General features: G+C 64.5%; 16 protein-coding genes. 9 read left to right on the top strand and 7 right to left on the bottom strand.

All coding sequences use genetic code 11. The features are described 5' to 3' along the window. Nucleotides 1-8: 8 nt before the first annotated feature. Nucleotides 9-752 carry a GntR family transcriptional regulator gene (locus ACVIGA_RS07345; RefSeq protein WP_456665857.1) on the bottom strand — a complete coding sequence of 248 codons (744 nt, stop codon included), beginning with the start codon at nt 750-752 and terminating at the stop codon, nt 9-11. A gap of 70 nt (nt 753-822) precedes the next feature. Between ACVIGA_RS07345 and ACVIGA_RS07340 the strand changes: the two genes are divergently transcribed. Further along, nucleotides 823-1,629 (top strand): SDR family NAD(P)-dependent oxidoreductase, encoded by an 807-nt coding sequence (locus ACVIGA_RS07340; protein ID WP_456665856.1) that lies wholly within the window; start codon nt 823-825, stop codon nt 1,627-1,629. A gap of 12 nt (nt 1,630-1,641) precedes the next feature. On the opposite strand, the gene ACVIGA_RS07335 is transcribed toward ACVIGA_RS07340, so the two are convergent. The 3 genes from ACVIGA_RS07335 to ACVIGA_RS07325 all read right to left on the bottom strand — a co-directional run bounded on the left by ACVIGA_RS07335 (nt 1,642) and on the right by ACVIGA_RS07325 (nt 4,441). Beyond that, on the bottom strand, nt 1,642-2,595 hold the full coding sequence (locus tag ACVIGA_RS07335) for a ketopantoate reductase family protein (RefSeq protein ID WP_456665855.1): 954 nt from the start codon (nt 2,593-2,595) through the stop codon (nt 1,642-1,644). A gap of 145 nt (nt 2,596-2,740) precedes the next feature. Continuing rightward, entirely contained in the window at nt 2,741-3,451 is a 711-nt protein-coding gene (locus ACVIGA_RS07330; protein ID WP_456665854.1) for a molybdate ABC transporter substrate-binding protein, read from the bottom strand. Between the two features lie 39 nt (nt 3,452-3,490). Further along, a complete protein-coding gene (locus ACVIGA_RS07325; RefSeq protein WP_456670751.1) occupies nt 3,491-4,441 on the bottom strand; it encodes a tripartite tricarboxylate transporter substrate binding protein in 951 nt (316 codons plus the stop codon). 175 nt (nt 4,442-4,616) lie between these two features. On the opposite strand from ACVIGA_RS07325, the gene ACVIGA_RS07320 reads away from it, so the two are divergent. The 3 genes from ACVIGA_RS07320 (at nt 4,617) to ACVIGA_RS07310 (ending at nt 8,769) form a co-directional block, all read left to right on the top strand. Further along, on the top strand, nt 4,617-5,687 hold the full coding sequence (locus tag ACVIGA_RS07320) for an extracellular solute-binding protein (RefSeq protein ID WP_456665853.1): 1,071 nt from the start codon (nt 4,617-4,619) through the stop codon (nt 5,685-5,687). Between the two features lie 123 nt (nt 5,688-5,810). Next, nucleotides 5,811-7,910, top strand: a complete 2,100-nt coding sequence (locus tag ACVIGA_RS07315) for a molybdopterin oxidoreductase family protein (protein ID WP_456665852.1) — start codon at nt 5,811-5,813, stop codon at nt 7,908-7,910. A gap of 79 nt (nt 7,911-7,989) precedes the next feature. Then, nucleotides 7,990-8,769, top strand: a complete 780-nt coding sequence (locus ACVIGA_RS07310) for an enoyl-CoA hydratase/isomerase family protein (RefSeq protein ID WP_456665851.1) — start codon at nt 7,990-7,992, stop codon at nt 8,767-8,769. 512 nt (nt 8,770-9,281) lie between these two features. Here the strand turns inward: ACVIGA_RS07310 and ACVIGA_RS07305 are convergent. From ACVIGA_RS07305 to ACVIGA_RS07295, 3 genes are all read right to left on the bottom strand, one after another. Continuing rightward, nucleotides 9,282-9,710 carry a GlcG/HbpS family heme-binding protein gene (locus ACVIGA_RS07305; RefSeq protein ID WP_223969127.1) on the bottom strand — a complete coding sequence of 143 codons (429 nt, stop codon included), beginning with the start codon at nt 9,708-9,710 and terminating at the stop codon, nt 9,282-9,284. Then, nucleotides 9,703-12,681 (bottom strand): FAD-binding and (Fe-S)-binding domain-containing protein, encoded by a 2,979-nt coding sequence (locus ACVIGA_RS07300; protein ID WP_456665850.1) that lies wholly within the window; start codon nt 12,679-12,681, stop codon nt 9,703-9,705. The genes ACVIGA_RS07305 and ACVIGA_RS07300 overlap by 8 nt, the downstream gene beginning before the upstream one ends. Nucleotides 12,682-12,776: 95 nt before the next feature. Next, a complete protein-coding gene (locus ACVIGA_RS07295) occupies nt 12,777-13,526 on the bottom strand; it encodes a GntR family transcriptional regulator (protein WP_456665849.1) in 750 nt (249 codons plus the stop codon). 132 nt (nt 13,527-13,658) lie between these two features. Between ACVIGA_RS07295 and ACVIGA_RS07290 the strand changes: the two genes are divergently transcribed. The 5 genes from ACVIGA_RS07290 to ACVIGA_RS07270 all read left to right on the top strand — a co-directional run bounded on the left by ACVIGA_RS07290 (nt 13,659) and on the right by ACVIGA_RS07270 (nt 19,647). Next, nucleotides 13,659-14,861 (top strand): pyridoxal-phosphate-dependent aminotransferase family protein, encoded by a 1,203-nt coding sequence (locus ACVIGA_RS07290; RefSeq protein WP_456665848.1) that lies wholly within the window; start codon nt 13,659-13,661, stop codon nt 14,859-14,861. Nucleotides 14,862-14,905: 44 nt separating this feature from the next. After that, nucleotides 14,906-16,189 carry an MFS transporter gene (locus ACVIGA_RS07285; RefSeq protein WP_223969133.1) on the top strand — a complete coding sequence of 428 codons (1,284 nt, stop codon included), beginning with the start codon at nt 14,906-14,908 and terminating at the stop codon, nt 16,187-16,189. A gap of 129 nt (nt 16,190-16,318) precedes the next feature. Beyond that, on the top strand, nt 16,319-17,515 hold the full coding sequence (locus ACVIGA_RS07280; RefSeq protein WP_456665847.1) for a pyridoxal-phosphate-dependent aminotransferase family protein: 1,197 nt from the start codon (nt 16,319-16,321) through the stop codon (nt 17,513-17,515). Between the two features lie 46 nt (nt 17,516-17,561). Beyond that, nucleotides 17,562-18,359 (top strand): enoyl-CoA hydratase/isomerase family protein, encoded by a 798-nt coding sequence (locus ACVIGA_RS07275; RefSeq protein ID WP_456665846.1) that lies wholly within the window; start codon nt 17,562-17,564, stop codon nt 18,357-18,359. 301 nt (nt 18,360-18,660) lie between these two features. Beyond that, nucleotides 18,661-19,647 (top strand): Bug family tripartite tricarboxylate transporter substrate binding protein, encoded by a 987-nt coding sequence (locus ACVIGA_RS07270; RefSeq protein ID WP_456665845.1) that lies wholly within the window; start codon nt 18,661-18,663, stop codon nt 19,645-19,647. Nucleotides 19,648-19,831: the final 184 nt, after the last annotated feature.

Genomic DNA, 19,831 nt, shown 5'->3' with positions numbered 1-19,831 from the left:
GGCCGCGGTCATGCCGGCTGGCTTTGCTCGTCGAAGAACTCCGGATTGTTGTGCTGGGTGGCCGAGATGTCGGCCAGAAGGCGTTCGAGATGTCTGGCCATCGCGGCTCCGGCCGATGCCGGGTCGCGCGCCTCGATCGCGGCCATCACGGCCTCATGCTCGGCGATGACCTCGGCCATCCGCCCGCGCTGTGGCAGCGTCAGCCACCGGAAGCGGTCCACGTGAACCTTGACCTGCAGGATCAGCTTCCAGATGCCGGGATGTCCGGCAATTTCGGCGATGGCGGCGTGAAAGGCCTCGTCGGCCTGATGGAATGCTTCGCGATCGCCGGCCATCTCGGCCTCGCGCTGGCGTTGGAGGATCACATGCAGGCTGAGGATCTGGCTGGCGCTGGCGCGCTCGGTTGCCATGCGCGTCGTGGTTTCCTCCAGCGACTTGCGGACGATGATTGCCTCCGGAAGGGCGGCGAGCGGGATGCGAGATACGAAGATGCCCGATTGCGGGAAGATCTCGACCAGGCCCTCGTCCGACAGCCGCAGGATGGCTTCCCGCACAGGGGTCCGGCTGACGCCATATGCGCGCGCGATCTCGGCCTCGATGATCGGATCGCCGGGCCTGCGCTGCAGCGAGACGAGTTCGGCACGCAGCTCGGCATAGATCCGCGCCGCCGCGGTTGCGGTCCGCGGACGACCGGTGCGCCGCTGGCCGACGGGGTTGCGGAGCTCCGACTTTTTCGGCGCGCGGGCGGGCATTCGTGCTCCAATAACTAATATATTAGTATATGAAGTCGTCATAGAAGGCAAACGAACACCGGGAGGTCACATGACCGACTATCGCAAGCTATTCGATCTCACCGGCAAGACCGCCGTGGTGCTGGGCGCGGCCTCGGGCATCGGCAGATCCTCGGCTGAAGCGCTGGCGTCGCTTGGCGCACGCGTGCTGTGTGCCGATCGCACGCTCGAGGGCGCGGATACGACCGCCGCGGCAATCCGTGAGCAGGGCGGATCGGCAACGGCCGCCGGCTGCGATGCCGCCGACCGTTCGGACGTCGAGGCGCTGGCGGCGAAGGCGCTCGCGGAATTTCAGCGCGTCGACATCGCCGTCACCACGCCAGGGCTGAACATCCGCAAGACCATCCTCGACTACACCGACGAGGCTCTCGATCGCGTCATCAACCTCAACATCAAGGGCACCGTGTGGTTCTTCCAGGCCTTCGGCCGCATCATGGTCAAGCAACAGGGCGGCAGCCTGATTGCCTGCTCGTCGGTGCGCGCGGTGACGATCGAGCCTGGGCTTGCGGTCTATGGTTCGACCAAGGCCGCGATCGGTCTCCTGGTGAAGGGCTTCGCATCTGAGGTCGGGCGCTCCGGCGTCCGCGTCAACGCCATCGCGCCGAGCATTGCAGAGACCGCGTTGACCGGCCCGTTCAAGCAACGGCCGGATATCTACAATCTTTATGCCGGCCACACCGTGTTCAATCGCTGGAGCACTGCCGACGAGGTCGCCACCGCCGTCGCTTACCTGGCATCTGACGCGGCGAGCTATGTCAGCGGCAGCACGCTGTTCGTCGTCGGCGGCTGGACGGCGGTCGACGGGCCGCCGACGGGTCTCACGCAACTGGCGCGCTAGAATAGGATGAGTTTATCTCGATCGAGCCACGATTGCTTTCGAATCATGCTTTGCGGCCGTTGGCATCGATCGACAGCGCCTGGGCAATGAATTTGTGCGTCGGGGTCGGTACGCCGAGCTTTCACCCATGCGTACCAAGGCGCCCGAGAAATAGTCGATCTCGAGCGGTTTGCCGGCTCGCCGGTCAAGCAGCATGGACGTGATCATCTCGCGGGGATTGGCGTCGGCGGCCTTCATGATCGTCGCGAAGTCGGTGGGCTTGAACGGTACGCCGGCGGCGAGGCCGACGGCGATCACCTCGCGCACGGCATCCTCAAACAGGGCGCGGGTGCCGGGCGTCTCGCGCATCGGTCCGTACGACGCATTCGTCAGCGTCATCATGCCCGAACTCGGTGCGAGTGATGCGAACTTCAGCCAGACATTGTAGCGGATCTCTGGTGTGAGCACGGCATCGAGGCCGGCTTCCTTGCATACGTGTTGGAAGGCCTCGAGCTGCGGATTCGCTCGCCCATCCGGCTCGCCGAACTCGATGCGGCCGGGTTGCGCCTTGTGCTCGATCACGCCAGGCCGCGCGATGTGGCTCGAGATGCGCACCACGCCCGGCACCACGTGCGCACGCGGCAGGTGCGCCCTGATGAGGTCCGGCCCCTCGATGCCGTTCTGCAGCGAGATAATCGTGGTGCCGTCCCGAACCGCGGCCTGCAACGCTTTCGCCCCGCGCTCGGTATCGCCGAGTTTGGTTGCAAAAAGCACCATCTCCGGGGGCTCAGCCTCGGCGGGATCGCCGACGGCCTTCACCGGCTTCACAGTGCGATCGCCGCTGATACCAATGATCTGCAGCCCATCCCGGCGCATTGCGTCGAGGTGGGCGCCGCGCGCGACGAACGTGACGTCCTGCCCTGCGGCCGCCAAACGCCCACCGTAGTAGCCGCCAATGCCGCCGGCACCCATGACCAGAATTTTCATGGTCTCTCCTCGCCAAGCAGCGAACGGCAGAGACGTGCCGATCGGCAACATTCCTGCCAATCCTGGCTTCAAACTAGCACATTGGAACCGGCCGGATAACGACGGGCCGGGCTGATTTTCGCCCTTGAGCCTGACTGCCTGGTGTCTACGGCGTTGGACCGGAAACGAATCCAGCCTGGCTGCGTAACTCCGATGTCTCCGGCGACGTCAGCAGCGCGATCAGGCGTTGCGCCTGCGACGCAGCCGAGGCCTGCGTCGCAACGGCGGCCGTGTACATGGTTGCGAGCCCGTATCCCGGCGGCAACGTGCCCGATAGCACGACGCCCGGCGTGCTGATGATCTCGGTCGATTGCGTGCAGCCGATCGGCCGCCGGTCACTGGACTCGGCCAGATGCCGCATGGCCGTCGCGCCGTTCGGATGGATTCTCAGCCGGCCGGCAACGGCATCGGCGATGTCGAGTTGCGCCAGCAGCTTGGCGACATGAATTCCGGCGGTTGATGCCTTGGTATCGGGCACGAAGATCGCATCCGCATCGAGCAGCGCCGCGCGCAGGCTGGCGACGTCCTCAGCGCTTGCCGGCGGATCGCCGGTGCGGACCGCAAGCGCTGTTTCAACGCGGCCGATGTCGGCGATCGAGCTGCGCAGCACCAGCCCTTCGTTGGCGAGCTTCGCGATCAGCGCAGCGGTTAGGATGATGATGTCGGTCGGAACACCGGCACGCAATCTGTCGGCCATGGCGCCGACTGCGCCGAAATCTCCGGCAATGACGAAGCCGGATTCGGCTTCAAATGCTGGCGCAAGGCTGCGCACCAGTCCTTGCGCTGCGCCGCCGCTCAGGATGTTCAGCGTCTTCATTTGCGCTTGTTCCGTCACCACGGTCTTGCTGCTACGTGTCTATTCGTTCTTGTCCAGCCTTCTGACGACGTCTGCCCACTTCACGATATCGGCGCGCAGAAATTTGTCGAAGGTTTCCGGCGTCATGGTCATCGGCACCGCGCCCTGTTCGGCCCAGAGCTTCTCGACCTCCGGCCGCCTCACCGCTGCATTCACGGCCGCATTGAGTTTGTCGATGATCGGCTTCGGTGTACCCACTGGTGCCATCAGGCCGAGCCAGATCGTCGCCTCGTAACCGGAGACGCCCGCCTCGACGACCGTGGGAACGTTCGGCAACACCGCGGAACGGGTCTTGCCGGTTGTTGCCAGCGCGCGCACCTGGTTCTCGGCAACATTCGGGGCCATCGCCGGAACGGCGTCGATCATCATCTGAACTTGGCCGCCGATCACGCCGCTGCGGGCCTCGCCACTGTTGCGATAGGGGACATGCACGATGTTGATCCCGGCCATGGCTTTGAACAACTCGCCCGCCATGTGATACGGCGTGCCCTGACCCGACGAGGCGTAGTTCAGCTTTCCGGGCTCTGCCTTTGCAAGGGCGATGAATTCCTGCAGCGTCTTCGCCGGCACGGCGGGGTGGACCACGATCACCAGATCCGAAGCGTTCAGGGTTGCGATCGGCGTCAGGTCGCGCATCAGCTCGTATTTGCGCTGAGGCACCAGCGATTCATTGGCGGTCTGGGTGTTTGACATCATCAAGAGGGTGTAGCCATCGGCCGGCGCCTTCGCGACCTCGAGCGTGCCGATCACGCCGCCGGCGCCGGTGCGGTTCTCCACCACGAAGGGCTGGCCGAGGTTTTGCTGCAGGATGCTGCCGATCTGGCGCGCAACGACGTCGGCCGGGCCGCCGGGACCAAAGGGCACGATGATCCTGACCGGCCGCGCAGGGTAATCCTCGGCGTCCGCATGTCTGCCTGACATCGACACGGTCAGCAATGCCGCGACACACATCAAGGCGTAACGAAAGTCCGCCATTGATCGTCTCCCCCAACTTTAGTCTTCTTTCTTGACCAGAAGTCTAGCTGCAACCTGAAGCATCTGTCGACGACAGACATCGTCTTCGCGCATCGGAATAAGGGCGGGAAAACGGTGTACTCAAACTTCGCCATCGCGTGCGGGGAATCAAATGAGGAAACATCCTGGGCTATCGCGCCGCGATCTGCTGAAGGGCACCGGTGCCGTGCTGGCAGGGACTGCCTTTTCAACACGCGTGATGGCCGCCGCGCCGCCCGCGGAACCGGTTACGCCGGCGCCGATCGAGGCAGCGAAGAAAGAGGGACAGGTCGTCTATTACACCTCGACCGATCTGCCGGTCGCCGAGAAACTGGCGAAGGCATTCGAGGCGAAATACGCGGGGATTACCGTGCGCGTCGAACGCACCGGCGCGGAGCGCGTGTTCCAGCGGGTCGGCCAGGAATATGCCAGCAACATTCACGCCGTCGACGTCGTCAATTCCTCCGACGCCACACATTTCATCGTGTGGAAGCGCGACGGCATTCTGGCGCCCTATGTTCCGGAGGAGGTCGCGAAATACTATCCGGACGAGCATCGCGATCCGGATGGCCAGTTCGCAAGCTTCCGGGTCTGGCTGTCGATCATTGCCTACAACACCAATCTCGTGAAGGCCGAGGAGGCACCGAAGAGCTTTGCCGATCTGCTCGATCCGAAATGGAAGGGCAAGATCGTGAAGGGGCATCCCGGCTATAGCGGCACCATCATGACCGCGACCTATCAGATGCAGCGCGATCTCGGCTGGAGCTTCTTCGAGCAGCTCGCAAAGCAGAACATCATGCAGGTGCAGTCCTCGACCGATCCACCGAAGAAGCTCGACCTCGGCGAGCGCGCGGTGATGGCCGACGGCAACGAGTACAACATCTTTCAGTTGAAGGAGATGGGCCGGCCGGTCGAGCCGGTCTACGCCACCGAAGGCTCGCCGATCATTGTCGGCCCCAATGGAATCTTCAAGGACTGTCCGCATCCCAATGCGGCAAGGCTGTTTCAATCGTTCGCGCTCGGGCGCGAGGGGCAGCAGCTCAACGTCGAGATCGGCGGCCTCAGGTCGGTCCACGCGCAGGCGCAGGAGAAGGCCGGGCGCAAGCCGCTCAAGGACATCAAGACGATGAAGGATGACCCGGCCGCGGTGGAACGGGAAGGGGAATCGATCAAGGCGCACTACACCCGTATCTTCCGAGTCTAGCGGACGGAGTGGGCCGGTGGCCGGGCAATTGGGCGTTTGCCGCATGGCTTATGCGCGGTTTTCGCCCGGACCGGGTCAATAATGCCCCTCGGCGGAGCGGATATTTGATGTTACCAATTTGGCATGAACCAGCATGCCAAGATCGACATCCGCCATTCCACCTGTCCGCACGACTGCCCCTCGGCTTGTGCGCTCGACGTCGAGGTGATCGAAGGACGCTCGATCGGCAGGGTGCGTGGCTCGAAGCGGCAGACCTACACGGCCGGCGTGGTCTGCGCCAAGGTCGCGCGCTATGCCGAGCGAATTCATCATACCGAACGGCTGATGCATCCGCTGCGCCGGACCGGTCCGAAGGGCTCCGGCCAATTCGCGCGGATATCCTGGGACGAGGCGCTCGACGAGATCGCGGCGCGTTTCGACGCTGCCGAGCGGGAGTTCGGCGCCGAATCGGTCTGGCCCTATTACTACGCCGGCACCATGGGGCTGGTGATGCGCGACGGCCTCAACCGGCTGTCGCATGTGAAGAAGTATTCGCGCTTCTATGGCACGATCTGCTCGACCATCGCGCGCATCGGCTTCGCCGCGGGGACCGGCAAGATCGCCGGCGTCGATCCGCGCGAGATGGGCGTCTCCGACCTAGTCGTGATCTGGGGCACCAATCCGGTAAACACCCAGGTCAACGTGATGACGCACGCATCGCGCGCGCGCAAGGAGCGCGGCGCCAAGATTGCGGCGGTCGACGTCTACAACAACGAGACCATGAAGCAGGCCGACATCAAGATCCTGCTGCGGCCGGGAACCGATGGCGCCTTCGCCTGCGCCGTGATGCATGTGCTGTTCCGCGAGGGATTCGCCGATCGCGATTATCTCGCGCGCTATACCGATTGCCCGGACGAGCTGGAAGCGCATCTGAAGACCCGCACGCCGGAATGGGCCTCGGCGATCTCGGGCGTGCCGGTCGAGGAGATCGAGGCATTCGCGCGGCTGGTCGGGACGACCCAGCGCTCGTTCTTCCGCCTTGGTTATGGGTTCACCCGCAGCCGCAACGGCGCCGCGCAGATGCATGCCGCGCTGTGCATTCCCGCGGTGACCGGCGCCTGGCAATATGAGGGCGGCGGCGCATTCTTCAACAATGCCGGCATCTGGCGCTTCGACGAGTCCATCATCGAAGGCCACGACGCGATCGATCCCACCACGCGGGTGCTCGACCAGTCGAAGATCGGCCGCATCCTGACCGGCGATGCCGAGGCGCTGAAGGGCGGCGGGCCGGTCAAGGCGATGCTGATCCAGAACACCAATCCGATGACGGTGGCGCCCGAGCAGGCGCTGGTGCGGCAGGGATTTGCCCGCGAGGATCTGTTCGTCGCGGTGCACGAGCAGTTCATGACCGAGACGGCCCAGATGGCCGACATCGTGCTGCCGGCGACGATGTTCATGGAACACGACGACCTTTATTACGGTGGCGGTCATCAGCACATCTCGGTCGGCCCGAAGCTGATCGATCCGCCCGGCGAATGCCGCTCCAACCACGAGGTGCTGCGGGGGCTCGGCCGCAGGCTCAATGCGGTGCATCCCGGTTTCGACATGACGCCGCGGCAGCTGATAGACGCAACTTTGAAGAAAAGCGGGCACGGCGATATCGAGACGCTAGAAGCCGATATTTGGCGCGACCTGCAACCGGATTTCCGCACCTCGCACTATCTCGACGGCTTTGCCCATGCCGACAAGAAGTTCCACTTCAAGGTCGATTGGGGCAAGGTGCCCGTCGGCGCGGGCGGGCTGATGGGCGCGTGGGACAAGATGCCCTCGCTACCCGACCACTGGACCATCATCGAGGAGGCGGACGCGCAGCATCCGTTCCGGCTCGCGACGTCGCCGTCGCGCAGCTTCCTCAACACCAGCTTCAACGAGACGCCGTCGTCGCAGGCCCGCGAGGGCGCGCCGACCGTGATGATTCACCCCGATGATGCGGCCGCGCTGTCGATCGCCGACGGGGAGGCCGTGACGCTCGGCAACATGCGCGGCGAAACCACGCTGACCGCAAAACTGTTCGATGGCGTCCGCCGCGGCGTGCTGATCGCCGAGTCGATCCATCCGAACAAGTCCCACATCGGCGGGCGCGGCATCAACATGCTGACAGGGGCGGAGGCCGTCGCGCCGCTCGGCGGCGCCGCGTTCCACGACAACAAGGTCTGGATCAGGAAGGCGTCCGCCGCCGCTTAATTCCTGCTTGCAGTCGGCGCCGATCCTGCCGCAAATGTGCGCTGACACCAGCGTACAGGAAAGAAAACAGGCAGGAAACATGACCGACAACAGCGTTCTTCTCGAGAAGCGCGGGCAGGCGTTCTGGATCACCATCAATCGCCCGGACAAGCGCAACGCGCTCAATGCCGGTGTAATCGCGGGCATCGCCAGGGGCTATCGCGAGGCGCATGACGACAAGGACGTGCGCGTCATCGTGCTGACCGGCGCGGGCGACAAGGCGTTCTGCGCCGGCGCCGATCTGCAGAACAGCGGTGCGGCATTCTCGATGGATTTCTCGCGTCCCAATGTCGACTACGCCGATTTGCTGCGGCTGTCGCAGAACGCGACCAAGCCCGCGATAGCGCGGGTCGGCGGCGTCTGCATGGCCGGCGGCATGGGCCTGCTGTGCATGACCGACATGGCGGTGGCAGGCGATGGCGTGATCTTCGGCCTGCCGGAGGTGAAGGTCGGCGTGTTTCCGATGCAGGTGCTGAGCCTGCTGCAATCGATCGCCCCGGCGCGCCTGATCAACGAATGGGCGCTGACCGGCGAGCCGTTCGATGCGAAGACCGCGCAGGCCGCCGGTCTTCTCAACTATGTCGTGCCGGCGGCCGAACTCGATGCCAAGGTCGATTGGCTGATCGGCCGCATCGTCGACAAGTCGCCGACCGCGATCCGCCGCGGCAAATACGCGATGCGGGCGATCGCATCGATGTCGTTCGACGAGAGCATCGCCTACACCGAAAGCCAGATCGCGCTGCTCGCGATGACCGAGGACGCCAAGGAAGGCCTCAAGGCCTTCGGCGAGAAGCGCAAGCCGACCTGGACCGGACGCTGAGGCATCACGGTGCCGCTTCGCCTCGCTGCATACGGCCGCTCAGGGTGACGGAATTGGCTTGCTCAATGTCATCACCCGCGCATGCGGGTGATCCAGTATTCCAGAGACGGTTGTGCTTGAGCCGATAGGCCGCGGCGTACTGGGTCGGCCGGTCCATGTGCGCAATTGCGCACAGGCCGGGCGACGACAACAGTGGATGAGGACAAAGCTTCGCGTGCTCTCAGGCGCGCAGTATCAAAATATCGAAAACAACCCCATGCACAGTAGCCGGGCGGCTGCCGGCGCTCGACACGGCAGCTTGACACGTCGGGCAAATCAGCGGCATTATTCTATTATACCGAAATCGCGCGAGCGCGCCGCGCACCCGCTCCTCGGGAGAACGAGGTGAGGGAGAGCGATGCCCATCGCACGCTAGAGCCTATCCCGTTCCGATTGAATCGGAACGGGGCTCTAGATTCTTGTTTGACGCGTTTTCTTCACGCGAACCGGTATCCACTTCGCTCGAAAACGCTCTAGCCCGCGTTGGCCTTCAGGCCGGCGGCTTCGATGCCCGCCACGGCGCAGATCTCGTCATTGTCCGAGGTGTCGCCGCTGACGCCGACGGCGCCGAGCAGGGTCGAGCCGTCCATGATCAGCACGCCGCCAGGGACCGGCACCAGCCGGCCCTGTGCCAGCGTGTTCACGCTGTCGATGAAATAGGCCTGCTCCTGCGCGCGCTGATACAGCGCCCGCGATCCCATCCCGAGCGCCAGCGCGCCATAGGCCTTGCCATGGGCGATCTCGGCCCGCATCAGGCTGGTGCCGTCCTGCGCCGCCGTCACCTTCACCGCGCCGCGCGCGTCGAGGATGGTGACCACCAGCGGCTTCAGCTTCTTCTCGACGCCCTTGGCGAGTGCGGCATCCAGAATCTTGCGGGCGGTGTCGAGAGTGAGCTCAGCCATGGGCCTTTTCCTTTGTCGGCAATGATTGGTCGGATTTCGATGTCGCACGTTTCAGGCTCATCGCCAATACGCTGGCGACGTGCAGCGGCGTACGCCCGCTGCCGTCCTTGATCTGGTGCCGGCAGGAGGTGCCGTCGGCCACGATCAGCGTGTCCGGATCCGCGCTGCGCACCGCGGGGAGCAGCGACAGCTCGGCCATCTCGATCGAGGCTTGATAGGTGTCGGCGCCATAGCCGAACGCGCCGGCCATGCCGCAGCAGCTCGACTCGATGGTCTTGACGTCGAGGCCGGGCACCAGGCGCAGCACCTTCTCGACCGGCTTGAACGCGCCGAAGGACTTTTGGTGGCAATGACCATGCACGACGGCCTTGCCGGCGACGGCACCGAGCGGCAGCGCGAGGCGCCCGGCTTCGGCCTCCCGCACCAGAAACTCCTCGAACAGCAAAGCGTGCGCGCTGACGGTCTTGGCGGCGTCGTCCGAACGCAGCGACAACAGCTCGTCGCGCAGGGTCAGCAGGCAGCTCGGCTCGAGGCCGATGATCGGCACGCCGCGCGCGGCGAACGGTGCGTAGGTGGCAACCAGGCGGTCGAGTTCGGCGCGGGCCTGCTCCACCAGACCCGCCGACAGGAACGTGCGTCCGCAGCATGGCGGGCGGCCGCCGTCCGACGGTTTGGGCAGATGCACGCGATAGCCGCCGGCGACCAGCACCTCGACCGCGGCGTCGAGATTCTCCCGCTCATAGCCGCGGTTGAACGTATCGGCGAACAGCACGACTTCGCGGCCGTCACGCGGCCCCATCACCTCGACGTCTGGCCGGAAGGTGTCGCGGCGAAACGCCGGCAGCGCGCGCTTCGCGCTGATGCCGGCGAGTGTCTCGAACAGCGCGCGCAGCAGCGGGCTCTTGTTGCGCCAATTGGCGAGCGTCGCAAAGCGCGAGGCGAGATCGACATAGCGCGGCAGATAGCCGACCAGCCGGTCGCGTAGCGACAGGCCGTGCGTCGCGGCACGGGCGGCCAGCACCTCGATCTTCATCTTGGCCATGTCGACGCCGGTCGGGCATTCATGGCGGCAGGCCTTGCAGGAGACGCAGAGTTTCAGCGTCTCCATCATCTCGTCGGAGGCGAGCGCGTCCGTACCCAACTGGCCCGAGATCGCCAGCCGAAGCGTGTTGGCGCGGCCGCGGGTGACGTCCTTCTCGTTGCGCGTCGCCCGATAGGACGGGCACATCACGCCGCCTTCGAGCTTGCGGCAGGCGCCGTTGTTGTTGCACATCTCGACCGCGCCCTGGAAGCCGCCGCCGGCGCCGGGATAGGCCGACCAGTCGAGCGCCGTCTTGAATCCGCCGACGCGATAGTCCGGCGAAAAACGAAACAGCGAGCGGTCGTCCATTTTCGGTGGATCGACGATCTTGCCGGGGTTGAGCGTGTTGTCCGGATCGAAGCGCTGCTTGACCTCGCGGAAATCGGCCACAATGCGCGCGCCGAACATCGTCTCGTGGAATTCCGAGCGCACCAGGCCGTCGCCGTGCTCGCCGGAATGCGAACCCTTGTATTCGCGCACCATCGCGAAGGCTTCCTCGGCAATGGCGCGCATTGCCTTGACGTCCTTCTCGAGCTTCAGATTGAGCACCGGGCGCACATGCAGGCAGCCCTCGGAGGCGTGCGCATACATCGTGCCGCGGGTGCCATGCTTGGCGAACACGGCATTGAGCCGCTCGGTGTAGTCGGCAAGATGCGGCAGCGGCACCGCGCAATCCTCGACGAACGAGACCGGCTTGCCCTCCTGCTTCATCGACATCATGACGTTGAGCCCGGCTGCGCGGAAATCGGCGATGCCGGATTGCAGCGCGGGCTCGACGATTTCGACCACGCCGCCCCATTTGCGCTGCGGTCTGTCCCAGCCGAAGCCGAGATCGCCCATCAGCTCGCCGAGCTGCTTCAGGCGCGCGAGGTTGTCGGCCTGATCCTCCTCGGCGAACTCGACCACAAGTATGGCGTCCGGATCGCCGCGCACGGCGGCGGAAATGATCGGCTGGAACATCGCGATCTCGCGTCCGAGCGCGATCATGGTGCGATCGACCAGCTCGACCGCGATCGGCCGCAGCTTGACCAGATGCTGGGCCGCATCCATCGCCTCGTAGAAGCTGCCGAAATGGCAGACGCCGAGCGCCTTGTTGCGGATGACAGGCCACAGCTTCAGCTCGACCTGCGTCGTGAAGGCGAGGGTGCCTTCCGAGCCGACCAGAAGATGCGCCATGTTGTTCGGCGCATTGCGCGGCACCAGCGCGTCGAGGTTATAGCCGCCGACGCGGCGCTGCACCTTGGGGAATTTGTCCGCGATCTCGGCCGCCTCGCGCTCGCCGAGGTCGAGCATGTCGCGGAACAGCCTCTCACCGCTGTCGGGAGCATTGACTCGCGTCAGGTCGCGCGGCACCTCGCCGAAATGCAGCAGCGTGCCATCGGCGAGCGCCGCATCCATCGACAGCGTGTTGTCGCGCATGGTGCCATAGCGCAGCGAGCGGCCGCCGCAGGAATTGTTGCCGGCCATGCCGCCGATCGTGGCGCGCGACGCAGTCGAAACGTCGACCGGAAACCACAGCCCATGCTTCCTGAGCTGACGGTTGAGATCGTCGAGCACGATGCCGGGCTCGACCACGCAAGTCCGGTTCTCGACATCGAGCGAGACGATGCGGTTCAGGTGCTTGGAAAGGTCGACCACGATGCCGTCGTTGACGGTCTGGCCGCATTGCGAGGTGCCGCCGCCGCGCGGGGTGACGATCCGCCCGGCGTCGCGGACGATCGCCAGCGTTCGCAGCGCCTCGTCGACGGTGCGCGGCACCACCACGCCGGCCGGCATGATCTGGTAGAACGAGGCGTCGGTCGCGTAGCGGCCGCGGTTGAAGGCATCGAAAAACACGTCGCCGGTCAGGTCGGACCGCAGGCGCTGTTCGAGCGAGGAGGCGTTCTTCATCCCAGATCCGATGTGATCCGCGGCGCAATCCATATTGCCCGTGGATTATTCATTCGATTGAGCCGAGAATTACATTATGAATTCAAAATGAGCAACTAGCTGCCTTGAGGCGTCGCCTCTGGGGCGGCGTCCGGCGCCTCGGCGAGGTGCTCGAGGGCGGCGCCCCGCTTGTTGCGCAGATGGGCGAACAGGATGTCGCTGAGCTCGCTGCCGGCGCGGCGGCGCAGCGCATCGAGGATCGCCTCGTGCTCGCGCATCGCCTCGGCCCAGCGCTGCCGCTTGCGGGCGAAATTGGCGGAGTAGCGCACACGCCGGATCCGGCCCGCGAAGTTGGCGTAGGTCGTCTTCAGCGTCTCGTTGCGGGCGGCCGCGACGATGCTCTCGTGGATCTGCTGGTTGGTCTGGAAATAGCCGTGCATGTCGCGGTGCAGATAGTGGCCGTACATCTCGTAGTGCAGTCGCTCGATCGCGGCGATTTCCTCGTTCGTAATGGCCTCGCAGGCCAGCCGTCCGGCCAGGCTTTCCAGCCCGGCCATGACGTCGAACAGCTCCTCGAGGTCGCGCTGGCTGAGCTGGCGCACCCGCGCGCCGCGGTTGGGCAACAGCTCGATCAGGCCCTCGGCGGCCAGCACCTTGAGGGCCTCGCGCAGCGGCGTCCTGGAGATGCCCAGCATTTCGCACAGCTGGCGTTCCGGAACGCGAGCACCTTCGGGAATGTTGCCTTCCACCACGTAGTCGCGGAGCCGCAGCAGGATCTCGCCGTGAAGCGAGACTTCATGGCGGTCGCTGCCGTTGCCAGCGGCGGGTGTGATTGGAACCCCGGTCTCGGGAATCGCAGATTTCATATTCTGAACAATAATTTGCCGGCGCGGTCGCGTCGATCTCCACAATCGAATACCAAAATTCGATTGATAATACAAAAAATGAATGCAAAATGGCTACCCGAGGAGCCGAAATCCGGCGATTGGGAGGTTCTCATGCATCAAGGACGCCATTTTCTGCAGATTCCGGGGCCGAGCCCCGTTCCGGATCGCATTCTTCGCGCGATGGACATGCCGGTCATCGACCATCGCAGCGCCGAGTTCGCCGAGCTTGGCCGCACCGTGCTCGAGGGAAGCGGCAAGATCTTCCAGACCGCAGGCCCGGTGGTGATCTTCCCGTCGTCGGGTACCGGCGCCTGGGAAGCCGCGATCGTCAACACGCTTTCGCCCGGCGACAAGGTCCTGATGGTCGAGACCGGGCACTTCGCCACGCTGTGGCGGCAGCTCGCCGGCCGTTTCGGCATCGAGGTCGACTTCATTGCCGGCGATTGGCGGCGCGGCGCCGATCCTGCGTTGATCGAAGCAAGGCTCGCCGCGGACACCGCGCACAGCATCAAGGCGGTGATGGTCGTCCACAACGAGACCTCGACCGGCGCGACCAGCCGGATCGCCGACATCCGTGCCGCCATCGACCGCACCGCCCATCCGGCGCTCCTGATGGTCGACACCATTTCCTCGCTCGGTTCGGTCGATTACCGGCATGACGAGTGGAAGGTCGACGTCAGCGTCAGCTGCTCGCAGAAGGGTTTTATGCTGCCGCCCGGCCTCGGCTTCAACGCCATTTCGGAAAAGGCCCGCGCCGCGTCGCGCACCAACAAGATGCCGCGCTCCTATTTCGATTGGGAGGAGATGCTGAAGCCGAACGCCAAGGGCTTCTTCCCCTATACGCCCGCGACGAACCTACTCTACGGGCTGCGCGAGGCGATCGCGATGCTGCTGGAAGAGGGGATCGACAACGTGTTCGCTCACCATCGGCGGCTCGCCGCCGCGACGCGCGCGGCCGTCAACCAATGGGGGCTCGAGAATCTCTGTCAGGAGCCGTCGGAGTTTTCGCCGGTGCTGACCGCGGTGATGATGCCGCCCGGCCATGATGCCGATGCATTCCGCAAGGCCGTGCTCGACAATTTCAACATGTCGCTCGGGGCCGGCCTGTCGAAGGTCGCCGGCAAGGTGTTCCGCATCGGTCATCTCGGCGAGTGCAACGAGCTGACCTTGCTGGGCGCGCTCACCGGCGTCGAGATGGGGCTGTCGGTCGCCGGCGTGCCGCACCGCTCGGGCGGCGTCGAGGCGGCGATGCGGCTGCTCGAGCAGCGCGATCAACGCAACGCCTCGTCGCATCTGAAGGTGGTCAGCACGTAGCGACACCAACAACTAAAAAATCGCGGATCAGGGAGGGGAAGGATATGAGGCTTCGGTTCAAGGCCACCCATGTCGTGTTGGCCATGCTCTGCGTGATGTATTTCATCACCTATGTCGACCGCGTCAACATCGGCACCGCGGCCAGCGAGATCCAGAAGGAGCTCGGTCTGTCGAACACCGAGCTTGGCCTGGTGTTCTCGGCCTTCGCCTATCCGTATCTGCTGTTCCAGGTGATCGGCGGCTGGGTTGGCGATCGCTTCGGGCCGCGCAAGACCTTATTCTGGTGCGGCATGATCTGGGCTGCGGCGACCATCATGACCGGCTTCGTCCATGGTCTCGCCGCGCTGTTTGTCGCGCGCTTCGCGCTGGGATTCGGCGAAGGCGCGACGTTCCCGACCGCGACGCGCGCCATGCAGTACTGGACGCCTGCGAACCGCCGCGGCTTCGCGCAAGGCCTCACACACGCCTTTGCCCGGCTCGGCAACGCGGTGACCCCGCCGGTGGTCGCGCTCCTGATCCTGTGGCTGACATGGCGCGGCGCATTCGTCGCGCTCGGCATCGTCAGTCTGATCTGGGGCGTTGTGTGGGTCTGGTACTTCCGCAACCAGCCGGCCGACCATGGCTCGATCACCGCGGCCGAGCTTGCGACGCTACCGCCGCGGCCGAAAGGCGAACGGCCGAAGGTGCCGTGGGGCCCGCTGTTGCAGCGGATGTGGCCGGTGACCTTGACGTACTTTTGCTACGGCTGGTGCCTGTGGCTCTACCTCAACTGGCTGCCGCTGTTCTTCAAGAACAACTACAGCCTCGACCTGAAGAACTCGGCGCTGTTCGCATCCGGCGTGTTCTTTGCCGGCGTCGTCGGCGACAGCATCGGCGGTGTCATCTCCGACCGCATCCTCGAACGCACCGGCAATGTGCGGCTAGCGCGACTCAGCGTGACTGTCGTGGGTTTCGCGGGCGCGCTGCTCTCGCTGATGCCGATCCTGTTCGTTCACGACATCACGGTGGTCGCGCTCTGCCTGTCGGCCGGCTTCTTCTGCGCCGAGCTCGTGATTGGCCCGATGTGGTCGATCCCGATGGACATCGCGCCGAAATATTCCGGCACCGCGGCTGGGCTCATGAACAGCGGCTCGGCGTTTGCGGCGATCGTCTCGCCGCTGGTTGCCGGCTTCGTCATCGACGCCACCGGGAACTGGTACCTGCCGTTCCTGATGTCGATGGGGCTGCTGCTGCTCGGTGGTTTCTCGGCGTTCCTGATGCACCCCGAGCGCCCGTTCGAGGAGGCAAACGAATCGGTGGTGCCGGGCAAGGTGGTGGCCGCCGAATGAGCGGCTGCCGGCCTCCGCGGAGCGCCGTCAGATATGCATGACGGCCCCCCGCCGGGCCTAGGACAAACCCGGCGAATAGTGATATGCGAGCGGCTTACCAAGACCAAGGCAAGACCGGGAAAGACGCTCATGACCGTGCACACTGGAAGGCATTTTCTGCAGATTCCGGGACCGACCAACGTGCCGGACCGGGTGCTGCGGGCGATGGACATGCCGACCATGGACCATCGCGGTGCCGAATTCGCCGAGATCGGCTTTGCCGTGCTTTCCGCGATGCAGCGTGTGTTCCGCACCAAGCAGCCCGTGATCATCTACCCCTCGTCGGGGACCGGCGCCTGGGAGGCCGCGATCGTCAACACGTTGCAGCCGGGCGACAAGGTCCTGATGTGCGAGACCGGCCAGTTCGCGATGCTGTGGCATGGCATCGCCGACAAGTTCAAGCTCGACGTCGATTTCATTCCGGGCGACTGGCGCCACGGCGCCGACCTCGAGCAGATCGAGGCGAGGCTTGCCGCCGACAAGGCGCACAAGATCAAGGCCGTCTGCGTGGTCCATAACGAGACCTCGACTGCATGCGTCACCTATCCGCGCGACGTCCGCAAGATCCTCGACACCTTGAAGCATCCGGCGCTGTTGATGGTCGACACCATCTCGGGCCTCGGCTCGCTCGAATACGAACACGATGCCTGGGGCATCGACGTCTCGATCGCCGGCTCCCAGAAGGGGCTGATGCTGCCGCCCGGCCTCGGCTTCAACGCGGTGTCGGAAAAGGCGCTGGCGGTGGCCAAGGCCAATCCTGGGATGCGTTCCTATTGGGATTGGCAGGAAGTCATCAACATCAACAAGGCCGGCACCTGGCCGTATACGCCCGCCACCAACCTGCTGTTCGGCCTGCGCGAGGCCGTGAAGATGCTGGAGGAGGAGGGGCTGGACAACGTGTTCGCCCGCCACAAGCGCCACAGCGAAGCGACGCGCGCCGCCATCAAGGTCTGGGGGCTGGAGACGCAGTGCCAGGAGCAGGGCGCGCATTCGCCGGCATTGACCGCGGTGCGCGTGCCTGACGGTCACGATGCCGACCACTTCCGCAAGGTCGTGCTGGAGAATTTCGACATGTCGCTCGGCACCGGCCTCAACAAGGTCAAGGGCAAGGTGTTCCGGATCGGGCACATCGGCCACTTCAACGATTTGATGCTGATGGGCACGCTGTCCGGCGTCGAGATGGGTCTTGATCTGGCCAAGGTGCCGCACCGCAGTGGCGGTGTGCTGGCGGCGATGGAGGTCCTCAAGGGACGCAACCCATCGCAGGCCTCGAAAGCCGTTGCTTGAGTAGGCTGGCCTGAAACCTTATCGCAAAGAACAGAAAGAGCGAGACATGAACGCGCCCGTCGCACCGACCGAAGACCTGATCTACTCCGTCGCGGACGGGATCGCGCGCATCACGTTCAACCGGCCGCAGGCCCGCAACGCGCTGACCTTTGCGATGTACGAGCAGATGGCCTCGATCTGCGAGAACATCAATCAGGATCGCTCCATCAAGGCGCTGATCCTGACCGGCGCCGGCGACAAGGCGTTCGCCTCGGGCACCGACATCTCGCAGTTCCGGGCGTTCAAGACCGCGCAGGATGCGCTGGATTACGAGGCGCGGATCGATCGCGTGCTGGGAACGCTCGAACAGTGCCGTGTGCCTGTGATCGCGGCGATCGCCGGCGCGTGCACCGGTGGCGGTGCCGGCATTGCCGCATGCTGCGATATCCGCATCGGCACCGAGGCGACGCGGATCGGCTTCCCGATCGCGCGTACGCTCGGCAACTGCCTCTCGATGTCCAACATCTCGCGGCTGGTCTCGCTGGTCGGTCCGGCGCGCACCAAGGATCTGATCTTCAAGGCGCGCCTGGTCGAGGCGCCCGAAGCGCTGGCGCTCGGGCTGCTGAACGAAGTCGTCCCCGATGTGGAAAGCTTGCAACGCCGCGCAACCGAGACCGCGCAGCTCGTCGCGGGCCACGCGCCGATCACGTTGGAGGTGACCAAGGAAGCGGTGCGCCGCATCCGCCGCACGCTGTCGCGCGACGAAGGCGAAGACCTGATCCTGCGCGCCTATATGAGCGAGGATTTCCGCGAGGGCATGGACGCCTTCCTCAACAAGCGCGCGCCGAACTTCAAGGGCAAGTAACGAGGGGGCGGGGGCTCACTGACCCTTCGCCGTCATTCCGGGGCTCGCGAAGCGAGAGCCCGGAATCCATTTGACCACAAATAATGCGGCCCAATGGATTCCGGGCTCGTGCTTCGCACGCCCCGGAATGACGACGGATAGAGAGGCGCGTCCGATACACCTACGACACACCCACCTCATTCCAAAGTCATAGGCCATGCGGCAGTTCGCGGCTTGAACTCACTCGCTTTCTCGGCACAATGACGGCTATCAGCCTCTCGCAGGTTTTGCCAAGCCGAACAAATAGATAGGGAAGAAACACGTGGGACAGATTGTAAAAGCCACGGCTGCAATCGCGGCCCTGCTGCTGAGCACGCCGGCCTTTGCCGGTTGGGAGCCGAGCAAGCCGGTCGAGATCGTGGTTGCGGCGGGTGCCGGCGGCGCTTCCGACCAGATGGCGCGCATGATGCAGGCGGCGATCCAGAAGAACAATCTGATGAAGCAGCCGATGGTGGTCTCGTTGAAGGGCGGCGCATCGGGCGCGGAAGCGCTGATGTACATGAAGTCCAGCGAGGGCGATCCCAACAAGGTGCTGATCGCCTATTCGCTGATCTACATGCTGCCGCTGTCGGCCAAGATTCCGTTCAACTGGCGCGACCTCACGCCGGTGTCGGTGATCGCGCTCGACCAGTTCGTGTTGTGGGACAATGCATCGGGCCCCAAGACCGTGAAGGACTTCATCGCGGCCGCGAAGGCGGCGAGCGCGCCGTTCAAGATGGGCGGCACCGGCTCCAAGCGCGAAGATCATGTGCTGACCGTGTTCATGGAGCAGAAGACCGGCGCGAAGTTCTCCTATCTGCCCTACAAGTCCGGCGGCGAGGCGGCGACCCAGCTGGTCGGCGGCCACACCGAATCCAACGTCAACAATCCCAGTGAAAACCTCGAAGTCTGGCGTGCCGGACAGGTTCGCGCGCTCTGCGTGTTCGACAAGGAGCGCATCTCCTACAAGACCAAGGTCACCGACACGCAATCCTGGAACGACATCCCGACCTGCAAGGAAGAGGGGCTGGACGTGCAGTATCTGATGCTGCGCGCGATGTTCCTGCCGGGGAAGGTGACGCAGGAGCAGCAGGCATTCTATGTCGATCTGTTCCAGAAGGTGACGCAGACGGCGGAATACAAGGACTACATGGAGAAGCAGGCCTTGAAGCCGATCTTCCTCACCGGCAAGGACATGGTCGAGTTCCTCGAAGACGACGACAAGCAGAATGCCTCGCTCATGAATGCCGCGGGCTTCGTCGCGAAATAAGGTTGCCGTTGTCGTACATCTCTACGTCGTCATTCCGGGGCACGCGAAGCGTGAACCTCAGATGCGCAAGGCGCATCGGGGAATCTCGAGATTCCGGGTTCGATGCTTTCTCATCGCCCCGGAATGACCCGTCTGATTGCTTTACCTTCCGTTCGAAATCGCCTTGCATCGCGTCGCCGCCCCA

Source organism: Bradyrhizobium sp. USDA 3240, from assembly GCF_054063295.1.
Note: the sequence above shows the minus strand (reverse complement) of the source record. Positions and strands in the feature narration are given on the sequence as shown.

Coding starts and splice junctions, on each gene's coding strand:
- ACVIGA_RS07345 (WP_456665857.1), bottom strand. CDS start 752: ATGCCCGCCCGCGCGCCGAAAAAGTCGGAGCTCCGCAACCCCGTCGGC.
- ACVIGA_RS07340 (WP_456665856.1), top strand. CDS start 823: ATGACCGACTATCGCAAGCTATTCGATCTCACCGGCAAGACCGCCGTG.
- ACVIGA_RS07335 (WP_456665855.1), bottom strand. CDS start 2,595: ATGAAAATTCTGGTCATGGGTGCCGGCGGCATTGGCGGCTACTACGGT.
- ACVIGA_RS07330 (WP_456665854.1), bottom strand. CDS start 3,451: ATGAAGACGCTGAACATCCTGAGCGGCGGCGCAGCGCAAGGACTGGTG.
- ACVIGA_RS07325 (WP_456670751.1), bottom strand. CDS start 4,441: ATGTGTGTCGCGGCATTGCTGACCGTGTCGATGTCAGGCAGACATGCG.
- ACVIGA_RS07320 (WP_456665853.1), top strand. CDS start 4,617: ATGAGGAAACATCCTGGGCTATCGCGCCGCGATCTGCTGAAGGGCACC.
- ACVIGA_RS07315 (WP_456665852.1), top strand. CDS start 5,811: ATGAACCAGCATGCCAAGATCGACATCCGCCATTCCACCTGTCCGCAC.
- ACVIGA_RS07310 (WP_456665851.1), top strand. CDS start 7,990: ATGACCGACAACAGCGTTCTTCTCGAGAAGCGCGGGCAGGCGTTCTGG.
- ACVIGA_RS07305 (WP_223969127.1), bottom strand. CDS start 9,710: ATGGCTGAGCTCACTCTCGACACCGCCCGCAAGATTCTGGATGCCGCA.
- ACVIGA_RS07300 (WP_456665850.1), bottom strand. CDS start 12,681: ATGAAGAACGCCTCCTCGCTCGAACAGCGCCTGCGGTCCGACCTGACC.
- ACVIGA_RS07295 (WP_456665849.1), bottom strand. CDS start 13,526: ATGAAATCTGCGATTCCCGAGACCGGGGTTCCAATCACACCCGCCGCT.
- ACVIGA_RS07290 (WP_456665848.1), top strand. CDS start 13,659: ATGCATCAAGGACGCCATTTTCTGCAGATTCCGGGGCCGAGCCCCGTT.
- ACVIGA_RS07285 (WP_223969133.1), top strand. CDS start 14,906: ATGAGGCTTCGGTTCAAGGCCACCCATGTCGTGTTGGCCATGCTCTGC.
- ACVIGA_RS07280 (WP_456665847.1), top strand. CDS start 16,319: ATGACCGTGCACACTGGAAGGCATTTTCTGCAGATTCCGGGACCGACC.
- ACVIGA_RS07275 (WP_456665846.1), top strand. CDS start 17,562: ATGAACGCGCCCGTCGCACCGACCGAAGACCTGATCTACTCCGTCGCG.